Source organism: Salmonella sp. 32010601201800023SM (assembly GCF_017572235.1).
In the GTDB taxonomy this organism is placed as follows: Bacteria; Pseudomonadota; Gammaproteobacteria; order Enterobacterales; family Enterobacteriaceae; genus Salmonella; species Salmonella enterica.
The window spans coordinates 1176477-1194213 of record NZ_JAGEQS010000001.1; the positions used below are offsets into that span (position 1 = coordinate 1176477).

General features: G+C 52.2%; 15 protein-coding genes. 6 read left to right on the forward strand and 9 right to left on the reverse strand.

The window, feature by feature from the left end:
• Nucleotide 1: 1 nt before the first annotated feature.
• Nucleotides 2–2155 (forward strand): YccS family putative transporter, encoded by a 2154-nt coding sequence (gene yccS, locus J4617_RS05985; RefSeq protein ID WP_000950861.1) that lies wholly within the window; start codon nucleotides 2–4, stop codon nucleotides 2153–2155.
• On the opposite strand, the gene J4617_RS05990 is transcribed toward yccS, so the two are convergent.
• Nucleotides 2142–2747, reverse strand: a complete 606-nt coding sequence (locus J4617_RS05990) for a TfoX/Sxy family DNA transformation protein (protein WP_001202375.1) — start codon at nucleotides 2745–2747, stop codon at nucleotides 2142–2144. The genes yccS and J4617_RS05990 overlap by 14 nt on opposite strands.
• Before the next feature lie 216 nt (nucleotides 2748–2963).
• On the opposite strand from J4617_RS05990, the gene sulA reads away from it, so the two are divergent.
• Together sulA and ompA are read left to right on the forward strand one after the other, a co-directional pair.
• Nucleotides 2964–3473: an SOS-induced cell division inhibitor SulA gene (gene sulA / locus J4617_RS05995; protein ID WP_017465793.1), complete on the forward strand. Its 510-nt coding sequence runs from the start codon at nucleotides 2964–2966 to the stop codon at nucleotides 3471–3473.
• A gap of 357 nt (nucleotides 3474–3830) precedes the next feature.
• A complete protein-coding gene (gene ompA, locus J4617_RS06000; protein ID WP_001674965.1) occupies nucleotides 3831–4883 on the forward strand; it encodes a porin OmpA in 1053 nt (350 codons plus the stop codon).
• A 71-nt stretch (nucleotides 4884–4954) separates the two neighbouring features.
• Here ompA and matP read toward each other — a convergent pair whose 3' ends face one another.
• Entirely contained in the window at nucleotides 4955–5407 is a 453-nt protein-coding gene (matP, locus tag J4617_RS06005; protein WP_017465792.1) for a macrodomain Ter protein MatP, read from the reverse strand.
• 185 nt (nucleotides 5408–5592) lie between these two features.
• Between matP and J4617_RS06010 the strand changes: the two genes are divergently transcribed.
• A complete protein-coding gene (locus J4617_RS06010; RefSeq protein ID WP_017465791.1) occupies nucleotides 5593–7353 on the forward strand; it encodes a Lon protease family protein in 1761 nt (586 codons plus the stop codon).
• A 68-nt stretch (nucleotides 7354–7421) separates the two neighbouring features.
• Nucleotides 7422–7940 carry a bifunctional 3-hydroxydecanoyl-ACP dehydratase/trans-2-decenoyl-ACP isomerase gene (fabA, locus tag J4617_RS06015; RefSeq protein ID WP_000227928.1) on the forward strand — a complete coding sequence of 173 codons (519 nt, stop codon included), beginning with the start codon at nucleotides 7422–7424 and terminating at the stop codon, nucleotides 7938–7940.
• Nucleotides 7941–8039: 99 nt separating this feature from the next.
• Here fabA and rmf read toward each other — a convergent pair whose 3' ends face one another.
• The 6 genes from rmf to rlmKL all read right to left on the reverse strand — a co-directional run bounded on the left by rmf (nucleotide 8040) and on the right by rlmKL (nucleotide 15964).
• Nucleotides 8040–8207 carry a ribosome modulation factor gene (rmf, locus tag J4617_RS06020; protein ID WP_001537784.1) on the reverse strand — a complete coding sequence of 56 codons (168 nt, stop codon included), beginning with the start codon at nucleotides 8205–8207 and terminating at the stop codon, nucleotides 8040–8042.
• Nucleotides 8208–8462: 255 nt separating this feature from the next.
• Nucleotides 8463–9026: a membrane integrity-associated transporter subunit PqiC gene (gene pqiC, locus J4617_RS06025; protein WP_000759136.1), complete on the reverse strand. Its 564-nt coding sequence runs from the start codon at nucleotides 9024–9026 to the stop codon at nucleotides 8463–8465.
• Nucleotides 9023–10663, reverse strand: a complete 1641-nt coding sequence (gene pqiB, locus J4617_RS06030) for an intermembrane transport protein PqiB (RefSeq protein ID WP_017465790.1) — start codon at nucleotides 10661–10663, stop codon at nucleotides 9023–9025. The genes pqiC and pqiB overlap by 4 nt, the downstream gene beginning before the upstream one ends.
• A 4-nt stretch (nucleotides 10664–10667) precedes the next feature.
• Entirely contained in the window at nucleotides 10668–11921 is a 1254-nt protein-coding gene (gene pqiA, locus J4617_RS06035) for a membrane integrity-associated transporter subunit PqiA (protein WP_017465789.1), read from the reverse strand.
• Between the two features lie 14 nt (nucleotides 11922–11935).
• On the reverse strand, nucleotides 11936–13843 hold the full coding sequence (locus J4617_RS06040; protein ID WP_000053044.1) for an ABC transporter ATP-binding protein: 1908 nt from the start codon (nucleotides 13841–13843) through the stop codon (nucleotides 11936–11938).
• 12 nt (nucleotides 13844–13855) lie between these two features.
• Nucleotides 13856–15964 carry a bifunctional 23S rRNA (guanine(2069)-N(7))-methyltransferase RlmK/23S rRNA (guanine(2445)-N(2))-methyltransferase RlmL gene (rlmKL, locus tag J4617_RS06045; RefSeq protein ID WP_001086485.1) on the reverse strand — a complete coding sequence of 703 codons (2109 nt, stop codon included), beginning with the start codon at nucleotides 15962–15964 and terminating at the stop codon, nucleotides 13856–13858.
• 98 nt (nucleotides 15965–16062) lie between these two features.
• Here rlmKL and J4617_RS06050 point away from each other — a divergent pair, with 98 nt between their 5' ends.
• Entirely contained in the window at nucleotides 16063–17172 is a 1110-nt protein-coding gene (locus tag J4617_RS06050; protein WP_000224072.1) for a YcbX family protein, read from the forward strand.
• Here J4617_RS06050 and zapC read toward each other — a convergent pair.
• Complete coding sequence (zapC, locus tag J4617_RS06055) at nucleotides 17169–17711, reverse strand: cell division protein ZapC (RefSeq protein ID WP_001220671.1); 543 nt, start codon at nucleotides 17709–17711, stop codon at nucleotides 17169–17171. The genes J4617_RS06050 and zapC overlap by 4 nt on opposite strands.
• Between the last annotated feature and the right edge of the window lie 26 nt (nucleotides 17712–17737).

The window sequence follows — 17737 nt, forward strand, 5'->3', positions numbered from 1 at the left end:
TATGTTAAGTCCGTTGATTCGCCGTTATACCTGGAACAGTACCTGGCTGTATTACATCCGCATTTTTATCGCTCTGTGCGGCACCACCGCCCTGCCCTGGTGGCTGGGCGACGTCAAACTGACCATCCCGCTCACGCTCGGTATGGTTGCCGCGGCGCTAACCGATCTCGACGACCGCCTTGCCGGACGCTTGCGTAATTTAATCATTACCTTAATTTGCTTTTTTATCGCGTCGGCTTCTGTGGAGCTGCTCTTTCCCTGGCCGTGGCTATTTGCGTTGGGCTTAACGTTATCCACCAGCGGGTTTATTTTGTTGGGAGGACTGGGGCAACGCTATGCCACCATCGCGTTCGGCGCGTTACTCATTGCGATTTATACGATGCTGGGCGCTTCTTTATATGATCACTGGTATCAGCAACCACTGCTCCTGCTGGCAGGCGCAGTATGGTATAACCTACTGACGCTAACCGGGCATCTGCTATTTCCGATCCGTCCGTTGCAGGATAATCTGGCACGCAGTTACGAACAGTTAGCGCACTATCTGGAACTGAAATCACGTCTGTTTGATCCTGATATTGAAGATGAAAGCCAGGCGCCGCTCTATGATTTAGCGTTAGCGAACGGGCAGTTAATGGCGACGCTGAACCAAACGAAAGTGTCGTTATTGAGTCGCCTGCGCGGCGATCGCGGTCAACGCGGTACGCGCCGCACCCTCCATTACTATTTTGTGGCGCAGGATATTCATGAACGCGCCAGTTCTTCGCATATTCAATACCAGACGCTGCGCGATTATTTTCGCCATAGCGACGTCATGTTCCGCTTTCAGCGTCTGATGTCGATGCAGGCGCAGGCCTGTACGCAGCTGGCGCGCTGTATCTTACTGCGTACGCCGTACCAGCATGATCCGCGTTTTGAACGCGTCTTTACCCACATTGACGCCGCGCTTGAACGTATGCGCGCCAGCGGCGCTTCTTTAGAGCTGTTAAATACGCTTGGATTCTTATTAACCAACCTACGCGCCATTGATGCGCAATTGGCGACGATCGAGTCGGAGCAGGCCCAGGCAATGCCGCGCAATGAGTCAGAAAACCAGTTGGCTGATGATAGCCTGCACGGGTTTAGCGACATCTGGCTGCGTCTGAGCCGTAATTTTACCCCGGAGTCCGCTCTCTTTCGCCATGCGGTACGCATGTCGCTGGTATTGTGCATCGGTTATGCTCTCATCCAAATTACCGGGATGCGCCACGGGTACTGGATATTGCTCACCAGCCTGTTCGTTTGTCAGCCTAACTATAACGCGACCCGCCATCGCCTTGCGCTCAGGATTATCGGTACATTGGTAGGCGTTGCGATCGGCCTCCCGATTTTATGGTTTGTCCCTTCGCTTGAAGGACAGTTAGTTCTGCTGGTGATTACCGGCGTGCTTTTCTTCGCATTCCGTAATGTGCAGTATGCCCATGCGACGATGTTCATCACCCTGCTGGTATTACTCTGCTTTAACCTCCTGGGCGAAGGCTTCGAGGTAGCGTTACCGCGCGTCGTCGACACGTTAATTGGCTGCGCTATCGCCTGGGCTGCGGTCAGCTTTATTTGGCCGGACTGGCGCTTTCGCAACCTTCCCCGGGTACTCCAGCGCGCCACCGATGCTAATTGCCGCTACCTTGATGCGATCCTTGAGCAATATCACCAGGGACGGGATAACCGCCTGGCCTATCGCATTGCCAGACGCGACGCGCACAACCGCGATGCAGAACTGGCATCCGTGGTTTCTAATATGTCGAGCGAACCCGACGTCACGGCTGAAACCCGGGAGGCGGCGTTCAGGCTGCTTTGCCTCAATCACACTTTTACCAGCTATATCTCCGCCCTCGGCGCGCACCGCGAAAAGCTCAGTAATCCGGACGTGTTGGGGCTTCTGGATGACGCGGTCTGCTACGTTGATGATGCGCTTCATCATCAACCTGAAGACGAACAGCGCGTACACCAGGCGCTGGAGGGTTTAAAGCAGCGAGTTCAGTCACTGGAAACACGTCCGGACAGCAAAGAACCTCTGGTTGTTCAACAAATTGGTTTGCTCATTGCCTTACTGCCCGAGATTGGACGCTTGCAACGGCAAATTTCACCGCCGACTTCTACATTAATTACCCAGCCGTAAGCGAATGAGCCCAGTCGGCAAGCTCCTGGCGACGACTCGCCGGGAGCGCCGCTTCATGTACGCCGACAATTGCGCCTTCCAGGGCATACAAAACTTTCACCGTCAGCAAGGGATTGCTTTGTCGCAACCTTAGCCAGCACATTTTCGCGCCCAGTATGCGTAACATATTTTCGTCCTTTATCCCTGACTCATTGAGCAATGTTTCCAGATGGAAGGTCATATTGGGGAGATCTTTGAGTCTGTGCTGTAAAATACGGCTGTGTTTTTCCTTCATTGCCGCGTCAAGAGAATACTTCGATAAACGTACCAGCTGCTGCTGATCGCGCCACAGGCTTTCATCCACCCGGTAATAGTTGAGCATAACGGGACGTCCACATTTCATAAACATGAGCCAGGCGGGAGGATGCTTCACACAGTAGGGTACGCTTTCTTCACAGGCGCGGAGATAAAGCTCGCCATTAGCCACCATCGCAAAGACGGTATCCTCCACGGTCAGACTATAGCTACCGAATAAAGATCGATACTGGATCGTCCCCAAAGAGGCCAAATATTCTTGCGATTTATAGATCCTGTCATAAGAGAGTGCTCTCATAAAATTCCTTTTAAATCATAAAGTAAAAGAATGATTTGCAGTAACGGATCCGTTAATGACGAAAATAGGCAACTTATACTCCGCGAGCAAGATGATTTTTATTTTTGACGCCACTAAGAATAAAAATTGCGAGACAGTTTCCGAAAATAGAGTTGATCTTTCATCGCCACAGGGGTACTGTATGAATATACAGTAACTCACAGGGCTGGATTGATTATGTACACTTCAGGTTATGCAAATCGTTCTTCGTCATTTCCTACCACTACCCACAACGCTGCGCGCACCGCTACGGAAAATGCCGCGGCAGGACTGGTCAGTGAAGTTGTCTACCACGAAGACCAGCCCATGATGGCGCAACTCCTGCTTTTGCCTCTACTCCGTCAGTTAGGCCAACAATCACGCTGGCAACTCTGGCTCACGCCGCAGCAAAAGCTCAGCCGTGAATGGGTACAGTCTTCAGGTTTGCCATTAACGAAAGTGATGCAAATTAGCCAGCTTGCGCCTCGTCATACGCTGGAGTCGATGATCCGCGCTTTGCGTACAGGAAATTACAGCGTGGTAATTGGTTGGATGACTGAAGAACTGACAGAAGAAGAACATTCCAGCCTGGTTGAAGCAGCGAAGGTAGGTAATGCGGTAGGGTTTATCATGCGCCCTGTACGTGCGCATGCTTTACCCAGGAGACAGCATTCCGGGCTAAAAATTCACTCTAATTTGTATCATTAAGTAAAATTAGGATTTATCCTGGACTTTTTTTTACGCGAACGTATCTCCTTTGAGTGCTAACGTTTTTTTTGCGAGAACGCTTGCCAGAAGCGGTTTCCGCAATTTTTGCTGTACGATTTTTCATCCGAAACTGTTAAATGATGTGTATATCCGTCATGTTTTTTTCACATGTCTGACGGAGTTCACACTTGTAAGTTTCCAACTACGTTGTAGACTTTACATCGCCAGGGGTGCTCAGCATAAGCCGTAGATATCGGTAGAGTAACTATTGAGCAGATCCCCCCGGTGAAGGATTTAACCGTGTTATCTCGTTGGAGATATTCATGGCGTATTTTGGATGATAACGAGGCGCAAAAAATGAAAAAGACAGCTATCGCGATTGCAGTGGCACTGGCTGGTTTCGCTACCGTAGCGCAGGCCGCTCCGAAAGATAACACCTGGTACGCTGGTGCTAAACTGGGCTGGTCTCAGTACCATGACACCGGCTTCATTCACAATGATGGCCCGACTCATGAAAACCAACTGGGCGCAGGTGCTTTTGGTGGTTACCAGGTTAACCCGTACGTTGGCTTTGAAATGGGCTACGACTGGTTAGGCCGTATGCCGTACAAAGGCGACAACATCAATGGCGCTTATAAAGCTCAGGGCGTTCAGTTGACCGCTAAACTGGGTTATCCAATCACTGACGATCTGGACGTTTATACCCGTCTGGGTGGTATGGTATGGCGTGCAGACACCAAGTCTAACGTCCCTGGCGGCCCGTCTACTAAAGACCACGACACCGGCGTTTCCCCGGTATTCGCGGGCGGTATCGAGTATGCCATCACCCCTGAAATCGCAACCCGTCTGGAATACCAGTGGACTAACAACATCGGTGATGCCAACACCATCGGCACCCGTCCGGACAACGGCCTGCTGAGCGTAGGTGTTTCCTACCGTTTCGGCCAGCAAGAAGCTGCTCCGGTAGTAGCTCCGGCACCGGCTCCAGCTCCGGAAGTACAGACCAAGCACTTCACTCTGAAGTCTGACGTACTGTTCAACTTCAACAAATCTACCCTGAAGCCGGAAGGCCAGCAGGCTCTGGATCAGCTGTACAGCCAGCTGAGCAACCTGGATCCGAAAGACGGTTCCGTTGTCGTTCTGGGCTTCACTGACCGTATCGGTTCTGACGCTTACAACCAGGGTCTGTCCGAGAAACGTGCTCAGTCTGTTGTTGATTACCTGATCTCCAAAGGTATTCCGTCTGACAAAATCTCCGCACGTGGTATGGGCGAATCTAACCCGGTTACCGGCAACACCTGTGACAACGTGAAACCTCGCGCTGCCCTGATTGATTGCCTGGCTCCGGATCGTCGCGTAGAGATCGAAGTTAAAGGCGTTAAAGACGTGGTAACTCAGCCGCAGGCTTAAGTTTCCGTCTGATAAAAAACCCCGCGTCGCGGGGTTTTTTGCTCTGGTCTGGGTGACAACGCCTTTCAGCGTTACTTCTTGCCTAATAACGCCTGTAAATCCTGCTTTAACGCGGTCATTTGCGTGGCATATTTCTCTTTATGCTCCGCGTCTTCTATCAGTTGCACTATCGTTTCGGATAATGTTTTACCGCGTCGTTGCGCAAGGCCCGCCAGACGCTGCCAGACCATAAACTCTAAATCGATAGATTTTTTGCGCGTATGCTGATGTTCCGCATTGAAGTGTCGTTTGCGTCTTGCCCGAATGGTTTGTTTCATCCGATTAAGCAAGGCAGGATTCATATGCCTGTCTATCCAGACGTTTACCCGCACCGGTTCATTTTCGAGGGCCAACAACAAATTGACGGCTTCCTGGGCAGCACTGGCTTCCACGTAGCGGGTGATCAACTCCCCTTCGCGGTGCTTTTTCACCAGATATTTCCATTTCCAACCGCTTTCAAGATTTTCAAGTTGTTGATATTTCATTGTGATCCCAATGTTACCGTGTAACTGTTATCAGAATATCAGTTTTTTAGCCATCTGAAGAAAAGAATCTCGAACCTGTGAATGGTTACACGTCTTCATATTACTTTGCATTCGCTTTCCGCGTGTGCAGCGTGACGGGTTAGGCTATAATCCCCCCTTTTACAACAGACTAAAAAACCTCAACTTTGACCATTACGAAACTTGCATGGCGTGATCTGGTTCCGGATAGCGAAAGCTATCAGGAGATATTTGCACAGCCACACGCGACTGACGAAAACGACACCTTACTCAGTGATACTCAGCCACGACTGCAATTTGCGCTTGAGCAGCTTATTCAGCCGTGGAGCTCATCCTCTTTTATGCTGACTAAAGCGCCTGAAGAGCAAGAGTATCTCACTTTACTTTCAGATGCCGTCCGCGCTCTGCAAACCGATGCCGGACAATTAACCGGCGGACATTATGACGTTTCCGGGCATACTGTTCATTACCGCGCCGCGCAGAATGCGCAAGACAACTTTGCCACCGTCACACAAGTCGTCAGCGCTGACTGGGTCGAAGCCGAACAGCTCTTTGGTTGCCTGCGGCAGTATAACGGCGACATTACCCTGCAACCGGGACTGGTTCATCAGGCGAACGGCGGCGTGCTGATTATTTCCTTACGAACCCTTCTGGCGCAGCCGTTACTATGGATGCGTCTGAAAGCCATCGTTAGCCGCGAGCGTTTTGACTGGGTGGCCTTTGACGAGTCGCGTCCATTACCGGTCTCCGTGCCATCAATGCCGCTCAAACTGAAGGTGATTCTGGTTGGCGAACGTGAATCACTGGCTGATTTTCAGGAGATGGAACCGGAGCTCGCGGAACAGGCTATCTACAGTGAATTTGAAGACAATTTACAGATAGCGGACGCAGAAGCTATGACCCTGTGGTGTCAATGGGTGACGCGTATCGCTTTACGCGATAATTTTCCGCCCCCGGCACCGGACGCCTGGCCCGTCCTGATACGCGAGGCTGTGCGCTATACCGGCGAACAGGATACGCTGCCTCTTTGCCCACTGTGGATAGCCCGCCAGTTTAAGGAGGCGTCGCCTTTATGCGAAGGCGATACCTGCGGCGCAGAAGCGCTCAGCCTGATGCTTGCCCGACGCGAATGGCGAGAAGGCTTTCTGGCGGAGCGGATGCAGGATGAGATTCTGCAAGAGCAGATCCTGATTGAAACCGAAGGCGAACGCGTTGGACAAATCAATGCGCTTTCCGTCATTGAGTTTCCCGGACATCCGCGCGCCTTTGGCGAACCGTCGCGAATTAGCTGTGTTGTGCATATCGGCGATGGCGAATTTAACGATATTGAGCGCAAGGCCGAACTTGGCGGGAATATCCACGCTAAGGGAATGATGATTATGCAGGCCTTCCTGATGTCGGAGTTGCAGCTGGAGCAACAAATTCCCTTCTCTGCCTCGTTAACCTTTGAGCAGTCCTACAGCGAAGTGGATGGCGATAGCGCCTCAATGGCGGAATTATGTGCGCTCATCAGCGCGCTGGCCAATGTGCCGGTGAATCAAAACATTGCGATTACCGGCTCGGTCGATCAGTTTGGTCGTGCGCAACCGGTGGGTGGGCTAAACGAAAAAATTGAAGGTTTCTTCGCCATCTGCGAGCAGCGGGAATTAAACGGTAAACAGGGCGTGATTATCCCTGCCGCCAATGTCCGCCATCTCAGTCTTAAATCTGAACTGCTGCAAGCGGTTAAAGAAGAGAAGTTCACTATCTGGGCGGTAGACGACGTGACCGACGCCTTACCGCTACTGTTAAATCTGGTGTGGGATGGCGAAGGTCAAACGACGTTGATGCAGACTATCCAGGAGCGTATCGCGCAGGCGACGCAACAGGAAGGCCGTCATCGTTTCCCGTGGCCATTACGTTGGCTGAACGCTTTTATTCCGAACTGATCGGACTTGTTCAGCGTACACGTGTTAGCTATCCTGCGTGCTTCAATAAAATAAGGTTTACATAAAACATGGTAGATAAACGCGAATCCTATACAAAAGAAGACCTTCTTGCCTCTGGTCGTGGTGAACTGTTTGGCGCTAAAGGGCCGCAACTCCCTGCGCCGAACATGCTGATGATGGACCGCGTCGTTAAGATGACCGAAACGGGCGGCAATTTCGACAAAGGCTATGTCGAAGCCGAGCTGGATATCAATCCGGATCTATGGTTCTTCGGATGCCACTTTATCGGCGATCCGGTGATGCCCGGTTGTCTGGGTCTGGATGCTATGTGGCAATTGGTGGGATTCTACCTGGGCTGGTTGGGCGGCGAAGGCAAAGGCCGCGCTCTGGGCGTGGGCGAAGTGAAATTTACCGGCCAGGTTCTGCCGACAGCCAGGAAAGTCACCTATCGTATTCATTTCAAACGTATCGTAAACCGTCGCCTGATCATGGGCCTGGCGGACGGTGAGGTTCTGGTGGATGGTCGTCTGATCTATACCGCACACGATTTGAAAGTCGGTTTGTTCCAGGATACTTCCGCGTTCTAAGTGTTGAATTGATATTCCGCGCTATCGGTATCATGCTTGCAAAGCCCATAAAGGCGAAACCTCCGCACTGCGGAGGTTTCTTTTTCTAAAGAGACAGAATCAGGCCATTACCGCCCTGTCCTCCATGGCTTGTCGCCAACCTCCCAACCAGTATGACCGTTGATTCAGCGTCTGATAGGGACACATTTCTTTTGATCGTCCGGCGATGCCGGCCTGATATCCACGTTGATGTGCCCGTTCCAGGCGATCTCGTTTTTGTCTCTTCATGCCTCGTTTCCCTCATATTTGTATCTGGTGGAAAAGAAAACAGTGATTACAAAATGTGCAATCACACTACACGAATACCTCTAAATGGATCGCCCGTCAATGCGCAAAATTCACACCAATGTCATATTTGTGAGCTATACGGTAAATCATTTGTACAAAAAATGTGAGCCATAACAACTATTTTTCCGGCGTCAAAAATAAAAAAACCGCCTCAGGCGCACGACCTGAAGCGGTTAAATTTACATTACTTTTATCTCAGGGAAGGCGCTTTATCTCATCTGCGATAGCGGCTGCTTCCTGACTCCATGCGCTTGCCAGTACTTTGACCATCTCATCATAGCCATCTTTCTGCTGACTGGCTTCGATATGGAAAGGCCGCTTAATCAGCTGTCCATTGTGGTTTAATAACCACTCCCCGCTGACGATAACCTTACCATCGTAGCGTCCATGGAATCCGGTTACGGTAACGTTTAACGTATCCTGGGTGGTTCCCAACGGCTGGGAAGCGACGACCCAGCCAGGAAGCCGGGCGCTAAGATTCGCCACCAGCGTGTTACGTAATTGCTGGTCCAGCGGGCTGGCCCACAGATTGTTATTGGCAATCACATACTGGACATCACTGGTTTGATACACCACGCCGTTACCTGCCAGATAGTCAGGTACGGAAACCTGCTCTACCCATAAGAGACGGTTGCCCTGGCTTGCGGTACTTTGCACACCGCTTTGCGCTATCGGGAGCTGATAATAGCTTTTATTCTCTCCGCCGGAGCTACATGACGCCAGCCAGAACGCCATTATCACGACTAGCCATTTTTTCATTGTTTCGCCCTCTTAGGCTCAGGATCTTTTTTATCCTTCGCTTCAAATACCAGCGCGTTGCTCTTCTCGTTCAGAGTTTTCAACACCGGTTGTAACTCACGAAGCACCTGATCGAGACGCTGCATATCCGCCACCATTTTGTTATACGCCGCCGATCCAGGCTGGAAGCCTTGCATACTGCGGTTAAGTTCGCGTAACGTCATTTGCATATCCGCCGGAAGCTGCTGCATCGACTGACTGGAGGTAATCTTGTTCATATTATCCAGCGTGGTTTGCAGCCGACGCATAGTACGCTGGCTTTCAGACAGCGTATTGGTCGCTTGTTCAATCATCGGATTCAGCGGCAGGTTGTTGATCTTATCCAACGTTTCCACCAGTCGCTGTTGAATTTGCGCCAGGCCGCTGCTGACGGTGGGAATAATTTCATAACCATCAAATTCGCGTAGCCCGGTAATCGGCGGCTCCTTAGGATAAAAGTCCAGATCGACATACAGCGCCCCGGTCACCAGGTTACCGGTTTTAAGCGAAGCGCGTAAACCGCGCTTAAGCAGTTCCGTCAAATGCGCGCCAACATCCGCATTTTCTCCCAGTTGCGCTTTCAGACGCTCCGGTTCAATGCGCACCAGCACAGGAATACGGTAATCGTCGTTAAACACCTGACGCATATTAGACGCAAAGAAAGGCACTTTGCTTACCGTCCCCAGACGAATACCGCGAAACTCCAGCGGCGCGCCAGGTTGTAATCCGCGCACCGAATCTTTAAAGAACATCAGGTAATCGATATGATCGGTGTACAGCGAATCCTGAATACTTTTTTGATCGTCGTAGAGATTAAACGCCGTTTTTTCGGCGACGGGTTGCCCCTGCTCAAGTCCTTCCGGCACATCAAAACTCACGCCGCCGCCAAACAACGTCGTCAACGATCCCATTTCCACGCGCATTCCCGCCGATGTCAGATCCACAGCGATACCGCTATCTTTCCAGAATCGGACATTACTGGTGACCAACCGATCGTTTGGCGCCTTAATGAACAACTGATAACTCATTGTCCGTTTTTGCGGATCGAAAGAGCTGGTTTCAACGGACCCTACCCGATAGCCCCGGAACAGAACGGGATCGCCAGGACTGAGCTGACCGGCCTTTTTGCTGTCCAGAATCACACGAATACCTTTGGCATCGGGCGGCGCCAACGGCGGTGAGTCAAGAAGCTGATAGCTTTCCGGCTGACTGCCCTTACTTCCTGGTTGTAGTTCAATATACGCACCTGATAGCAGCGTCCCAAGCCCGCTGATGCCTTCACGCCCCACCTGCGGTTTTACCACCCAAAATACCGAGTCTTTATGCAGCAACTTTTCCATACCGGAATGGAGCCGCGCTTTGATTTGTACGTGGGTCAGATCGTCAGTCAGCGTCGCGCTTTCAACCACGCCGACATCCACGCTGCGACTTTTGATCGTCGTTTTTCCGCCTTCAATGCCTTCCGCATTGGTGGTGATTAAGGTAACTTCCGGTCCCTGGTGGCTGTAGTGATAAAACAGAATCCAGGCTCCGATAAGCGCAGTAACAATCGGGAATATCCAGACAGGCGACCAATTTTTCACCTTTTGTACTTTGGCTTCCCCTTTTTTAGGTTCCATGCTATCAGGACTCCTCATGGCCTGGTTCGTACTCACGATCCCACGACAGACGCGGATCAAAGGTCATCGCAGAAAACATTGTCATTATGACGACTAAAGCAAACATCAACGCACCCATCGCAGGATAAATATTCATTAACCCTCCCATACGCACCAGCGCAGAGAGTACGGCAATGACAAAGACATCAATCATTGACCAGCGCCCCACAAACTCCACTACTTCATAAATAAAATGCATCCGTTCACTGTCGCGCTTACCGTGGCCTTTCGCATCCCAACAAAGCCAGGCAATGGCGATCATTTTTAGCGTCGGCACCATAATACTGGCGAGAAAGATAACCGCCGCCACCGGATAAGACCCCTCGCTCCACAGCAAAATCACGCCAGCCAGAATGGTCGACGGCATTTTCGAGCCCAGTAAGTCGGTAATCATAATCGGCAAAATATTGGCGGGCAGATAAAGCATGATCGAGGTAAATAATAACGCCAGCGTCCACTGCAAACTGTTTTTACGCCGGACATAGCCTTTCGTATGGCAACGCGGACAGACGAGACTCTCCGCAGGCAGGATCGCCGTACAGCAGGCGCAAGAACGCAAAGACTGCCGGATACCGGTAATCCCCGGCGTTAACGGCTGCGCCAGTGCAGGCTGCGGGGCGATATCATCCCACAGCCAGCGGCGATCGACACACTGGAACGCCCGCAGTTGAACGAGACAAAATAAGCACCAGGGAATAAAGCTGCTGCCGATGCCGATATCGCCGTAGGCCATCAGCTTAACAAAACTGACCAACACCCCGGTGAGAAATATTTCCGCCATTCCCCACGATTTGAGGAGGAAAAAGATCCTTGCCAGCGTTTTTTTTACCGACAACGGCAGACTGGCGCGGTTGACAAGTAATAGAATAGTCACCAGGCAAAATGCCGGCACCAGTTGGACAAATAATAAAAAGAACGTGCCGAGGCTGGCGTAATCTTCAGAAAACATGACGCCGGGGATTTCCAGAAGCGTGACTTCGCTGGTGACGCCCGCGACATTCATATTCACGAAGGGAAAAAGGTTAGAAAGCAGCAACATAAATAGTGCCGCTAACGCATAGGCGGTAGGACGCTGCCGGGGCGCGTCCCACTCGGTCGTTAACGTTGCGCCGCATCGTGGACATGCTGCTTTTTGCCCATGCGAGAGGCGGGGTAAAGCCACCAGCATGTCACATTGCGGGCACAATATGTGCTTCGCAGCATGGTGATGTTCACACATAGGCGCTCCTTTCGTTATGCCCCGTTTTTCAGGCCTTCAAGATACTCCCAACGTTCGAAGGCTTGCTCAAGTTCTTGCTCCGCCTGACTTAAATCGGCCAGAACTTTCTGCGTTTGCTCATGGGGTTGGCTAAAAAAGGCCGCATCCGCAACCTGCGCCTGTAGCGCTTCCAGCTTCGCTTCCAGGTCTTCAAGCTGACCGGGTAACTGCTCCAGCTCGCGCTGCAGTTTATAGCTTAGTTTGCTACTGCCACGTTTTACAATTTCTGCTTTAGGGGCAATAACTTCCTCATTTTTTTTCGCCATCGGCTGTTTCGTCGCCAGATGCTGCTCTTGCTGCGCACGCGCATCATGGTAGCCGCCGATATAGCGTCCGATTTTGCCGCCGCCCTCGAAAATCCAGCATTCCGTCACGGTATTATCGACAAATTGCCGATCGTGGCTGACCAGTAGTACCGTGCCCTGATAGCCATCAATTAATTCTTCTAATAGTTCCAGCGTTTCGACGTCAAGATCGTTCGTTGGTTCATCGAGAATTAAAAGATTGCTCGGCTTGAGGAACAGTCGCGCCAGCAACAGACGGTTACGTTCGCCGCCGGAAAGCGCGCGAACGGGTGTCATCGCCCGTTTGGGGTGAAACAGGAAGTCCTGCAAATAGCCCAGTACATGGCGCGGCTTACCGTTTACCATCACCTCTTGCTTGCCTTCCGCCAGGTTATCCATCACGGTTTTTTCCGGATCCAGTTCGGCGCGATGCTGATCGAAGTAGGCGACTTCCAGCTTCGTTCCTACGTGGATGCGCCCGCTGTCAGCCTGAAGCTGTCCCAGCATCAGTTTCAGTAGCGTGGTTTTACCGCAGCCGTTCGGGCCAATTAACGCAATCTTGTCGCCGCGCTGTACCTGAGCGGAGAAATCTTTTACCAGTTGTTTTCCTTCTACTTGGTAATCGACATTCTCCATCTCAAAAACGATTTTACCGGAGCGCGTCGCCTCTTCGACCTGCATCTTCGCCGTGCCCATCACTTCCCGGCGCTCGCTGCGTTCACGACGCATCGCTTTTAACGCCCGCACGCGCCCTTCATTACGGGTGCGGCGCGCCTTGATCCCCTGGCGAATCCAGACTTCTTCCTGCGCCAGTTTGCGATCAAATTCCGCGTTTTGTAATTCTTCTACGCGCAGCGCTTCTTCTTTCTCCAGCAGGTATTGATCGTAATTTCCCGGATAGGTGACCAGTTTGCCACGATCGAGATCGACAATGCGGGTTGCCATATTGCGAATAAACGAACGATCGTGAGAGATAAAAATAATCGTTCCGTTAAAGGTTTTCAGAAACCCTTCCAGCCAGTCGATAGTTTCGATATCCAGATGGTTAGTCGGTTCATCCAGTAACAATACGCGCGGATTGCTGACCAGCGCCCGACCCAGTGCGGCTTTACGCAGCCAGCCGCCGGAGAGCGACGACAGCGCGGCGTTAGGATCGAGTCCAAGCTGCGCCAGCACTTCATTAATACGGTTTTCCAGCTGCCAAAGATTATGATGATCGAGCTGTTCCTGTACGCGCGCCATTTCATTGAGGTTTTTCTCGCTGGGATCGGTCATCACCAGACGGGAAATCTCATGATAGCGCTTGAGGTATTCCGCTTGTTCTTCGATACCTTCGGCGACAAAGTCATAGACGCTGCCCGCAATATTACGGGGCGGGTCCTGCTGCAGACGCGCGACGATCAGATCCTGCTCATAAATAATACGCCCATCGTCCAGACCCTGTTCGCGGTTGAGGATCTTCATCAAGGTGGATTTCCCGGCGCCGTTACGCCCCACCAGACAGACGCGTTCGTTATCTTCGATATGCAACTCTGCGTTATCGAGAAGCGGCGCGTCGCTGAACGACAGCCATGCGCCATGCATACTGATTAATGACATTTACTTTTCCTTTCAGGCGGCGCGGATCAGCCAGCAGTTATGAATCTGACGGTTACGGGCAAAATCCGGGGAGAGCGTTTTTTGCGTAATTTCTTGTGCAGTAAGCCCCAGCTCAGCCAGCCCTTCCAGATCCATACGGAATCCGCGCTTATTATTTGAGAACATGATGGTGCCGCCTTTACGCAGCAGACGTTTTAAATCTTTCATTAACGCGACATGATCGCGCTGAACATCAAACGACTCTTCCATACGTTTTGAGTTAGAGAACGTCGGCGGATCGATAAAGATCAAATCGAACTGTTCATTCGCCTCGCGCAGCCAGCCCAGGCAGTCGGCCTGAATCAGGCGATGCGCGCGGCCGCTCAGTCCGTTCAGACGCAAATTACGTTCGGCCCACTCCAGATAGGTGCGGGACATATCCACCGTTGTGGTGCTGCGCGCGCCGCCCAGACCCGCATGTACGCTGGCGCTGCCGGTATAAGAAAAGAGATTCAGGAAATCTTTGCCTTTGCTCATTTCTCCCAGCATTCTGCGGGCAATACGGTGATCGAGGAACAGACCGGTGTCGAGATAATCCGTCAGATTTACCCATAAGCGCGCATTATATTCGCTGACCTCAAGGAACTCGCCCTTCTCGCTCATTTTCTGATACTGGTTTTTTCCTTTTTGCCGTTCACGGGTTTTTAACACCAGTTTATTCGGCGGAATACCGAGCACTGACAAGGTTGCCGCAATAATATCGAACAGACGTTGCCGCGCTTTTTGCGCATCCACCGTTTTCGGCGGCGCATATTCCTGAATCACCGCCCAGTCGCCGTAACGGTCTACCGCCACGTTATATTCCGGCAGGTCGGCATCATACAAGCGATAGCATTCAATCCCTTCCTGGCGCGCCCATTTCTCCAGCTTTTTAAGATTTTTACGCAGGCGATTAGCGTAATCTTCCGCCACCGTCGCCGGCTTACTGTCCGCCGTGGTTTCCGCAATATGATAGTTTTTCTGCACGCAGTCCAGCGGGCCATTCTTGGCTTTAAACTGTTTGTCGGCACGTAATTGCAGGCTGCCCAGCAAATCGGGCGAAGCGCTGAACAGCGACAGGTTCCAGCCGCCAAACTGATTTTTCATGGTACGGCCCAGCAGGCTGTGCAACGCAATCAGCGCCGGTTCGCTGTCCAGACGTTCGCCGTAAGGCGGGTTACTGATCACCGTACCATACGGGCCTTTCGGCAATGGATTACTCAGTTGCGCCACATCTTTCACTTCAAAGGTGATAAGCTCGCCGATACCGGCGCGACGGGCGTTGCTGCGCGCCCGCTCAATGACGCGCGCATCGCTGTCGGAACCGTAGAAATGAGAGGAATACTCCGCCAGTCCCTTACGCGCCCGGGTCTGCGCTTCGGCTTTCACTTCCTGCCAGATAGTTTCGTCATGCTGTGCCCAGCCGCTAAATCCCCAGTGACCACGGTGCAGGCCCGGCGCGCGATCGGTCGCCCACATCGCGGCCTCAATCAACAGTGTCCCCGAACCACACATAGGGTCGAGCAGCGGCGTACCTGGCTGCCAGCCGGAACGCATAACAATCGCTGCCGCCAGCGTCTCTTTAATTGGCGCCAGCCCGGTGCGATCGCGATAACCGCGCAGGTGCAGGCCATCACCACTGAGATCCAGCGCAATGCTGGCAGTTTCTTTATTCAGCCAGACGTTAATACGGAGGTCCGGCGATTCGCGGTCCACATTTGGACGCGGAAGATTTTTCCGCGTAAACGCATCGACAATCGCGTCTTTAACTTTCATCGCGCCATACTGACTATTACGGATGGTGTCGTTCAGGCCGCTGAAATGCACCGCAAACGTCGCGCCAGGATTAAAAATCTCTGTCCAGTTTATCGCCTGAACGCCGAGGTAAAGATCGAGATCGCTGTAGACCTTGCACTCACCCATCGGCAGGATAATACGCGAGGCCAGGCGGCTCCACATCAGGCTCTGGTAAATAAGCCGCGTGTCGCCCTGAAAATGGACCCCACCCTGAACAACCTGACACCCTACGGCGCCCAGTTTTTCCAGTTCAGTTTTTAACAGCTCTTCCAGCCCGCGGGCCGTACTGGCAAACAGAGAATTCATATTGTCACTTTTACGCTAAGAAAATTGTTGCGCATTATAGCTAATCTCACGCCCATGTCATAAAGTTGAAGGCTTATTTTCATTTGAGGGACTGTACGGTGGCGACGTTATCACGGCTCTTTATTCATCCGGTCAAATCCATGCGCGGCATTGGCCTGACTCATGCGCTGGCAGATATCAGCGGCCTGGCTTTTGATCGCATCTTCATGGTGACCGAGCCTGACGGCACATTTATTACCGCCCGCCAGTTTCCACAAATGGTACGTTTTACCCCCTCTCCCTTACACGACGGCCTCCATTTGACCGCGCCAGACGGCAGTAGCGCGCTGGTTCGCTTTACGGATTTCACCCCGCAGGATGCGCCGACCGAGGTCTGGGGAAACCATTTTACCGCTCGCGTCGCCCCGACGGCGATTAATCAATGGTTGAGCGGCTTTTTCTCCCGCGATGTCCAGTTGCGCTGGGTTGGGCCGCAGTTGACACGCCGGGTCAAACGACATAACGCGGTGCCGCTGGGATTTGCCGATGGCTACCCGTATTTATTGACCAACGAAGCCTCGCTGCGCGATCTGCAACAGCGTTGTCCGGCAGGCGTACAAATGGAACAATTTCGCCCAAACTTAGTGGTTTCCGGCGTAGCGGCCTGGGAGGAAGATAGCTGGAAAGTGCTTCGCATTGGCGATGTGATTTTTGACGTCGTGAAGCCCTGTAGCCGCTGTATTTTTACGACCGTCAGCCCTGAAAAGGGGCAAAAACATCCTTCCGGCGAACCGCTGGCGACACTGCAAGCTTTTCGTACCGCCCAGGACAATGGCGATGTGGATTTCGGTCAGAATTTGATTGCCCGCAATAGCGGCGTCATTCGCGTCGGCGATGAGGTGGAGATACTGGCGACAGCGCCGGCAAAAGCTTATGGCGCCACAACGCTCGACGACAGCGTTACGCCAGAGAAACATCCGGACGGGAGTGTAACCATCGACTGGCAGGGGCAAACCTTCTGCGGGAATAATCAACAGGTGCTACTGGAACAGTTGGAGAATCAGGGAATTCGTATTCCGTATTCTTGCCGGGCTGGTATCTGTGGTTGCTGCCGGATACGTTTGCTGGAAGGCGAAGTAAGTCCGCTGAAAAAATCGGCTATGGGTGACGATGGTACGATTCTGAGCTGTAGCTGCGTGCCTAAGACCGCGTTACGACTGGAGAATTAAACCGCTTGTTCAAGGCTGAAACTGTGACAGTGAACCTGCGGTTTCAGCCTGTCGTTCATAATTTTAATCGCATCGCCAAGCTGCATGGTTCGGCCTGCTATCACCACGCCCGGCTGGGCCAGCAGACACAACGCGGCATTTTCTCCCGGCTCAACGACCAGCAAATTAACCTGTTCCGCCGTATCGCTTAACCAGACGCTTGCGGCATCGCCCGTTCCTGGGGTCCACATTTCGCCATGCGCCACAAAATGCCAGCTTTTTGGCATCTGCGGTTTGAGATAGCGAATCGCCACCAGCGCATTCAACACCAGCTCCGCGCGTTGCTCTTTGGTTAATTCGAAATCCCGGCATTTTTCTTCAAAGGAAAAATAGAGCGCAGCGTCATCCACACAAAAACCGGTCGGGCAAAACGCGTCCGGCGTAAGCATTTTACGAGAGAAGCGCGAGCGAAAAAGCATACCATTGGCGAGATCGAGCATCATACGATCGTGCTCTTCATCATAATACCAGCGCCAGTTATCGTCAGGTTTAATTCGCATTACCTCTCTCCCGCTTTTAAGCAACT

Bases quoted from the DNA above. Each gene is read 5' to 3' on its own strand.
- ompA (WP_001674965.1), top strand. From the start codon at position 3,831: ATGAAAAAGACAGCTATCGCGATTGCAGTGGCACTGGCTGGTTTCGCT.
- pqiA (WP_017465789.1), bottom strand. From the start codon at position 11,921: ATGTGTGAACATCACCATGCTGCGAAGCACATATTGTGCCCGCAATGT.
- rlmKL (WP_001086485.1), bottom strand. From the start codon at position 15,964: ATGAATTCTCTGTTTGCCAGTACGGCCCGCGGGCTGGAAGAGCTGTTA.
- matP (WP_017465792.1), bottom strand. From the start codon at position 5,407: ATGAAATATCAACAACTTGAAAATCTTGAAAGCGGTTGGAAATGGAAA.
- zapC (WP_001220671.1), bottom strand. From the start codon at position 17,711: ATGCGAATTAAACCTGACGATAACTGGCGCTGGTATTATGATGAAGAG.
- sulA (WP_017465793.1), top strand. From the start codon at position 2,964: ATGTACACTTCAGGTTATGCAAATCGTTCTTCGTCATTTCCTACCACT.
- pqiB (WP_017465790.1), bottom strand. From the start codon at position 10,663: ATGGAACCTAAAAAAGGGGAAGCCAAAGTACAAAAGGTGAAAAATTGG.
- fabA (WP_000227928.1), top strand. From the start codon at position 7,422: ATGGTAGATAAACGCGAATCCTATACAAAAGAAGACCTTCTTGCCTCT.
- yccS (WP_000950861.1), top strand. From the start codon at position 2: ATGTTAAGTCCGTTGATTCGCCGTTATACCTGGAACAGTACCTGGCTG.
- J4617_RS06040 (WP_000053044.1), bottom strand. From the start codon at position 13,843: ATGTCATTAATCAGTATGCATGGCGCATGGCTGTCGTTCAGCGACGCG.
- rmf (WP_001537784.1), bottom strand. From the start codon at position 8,207: ATGAAGAGACAAAAACGAGATCGCCTGGAACGGGCACATCAACGTGGA.
- pqiC (WP_000759136.1), bottom strand. From the start codon at position 9,026: ATGAAAAAATGGCTAGTCGTGATAATGGCGTTCTGGCTGGCGTCATGT.
- J4617_RS05990 (WP_001202375.1), bottom strand. From the start codon at position 2,747: ATGAGAGCACTCTCTTATGACAGGATCTATAAATCGCAAGAATATTTG.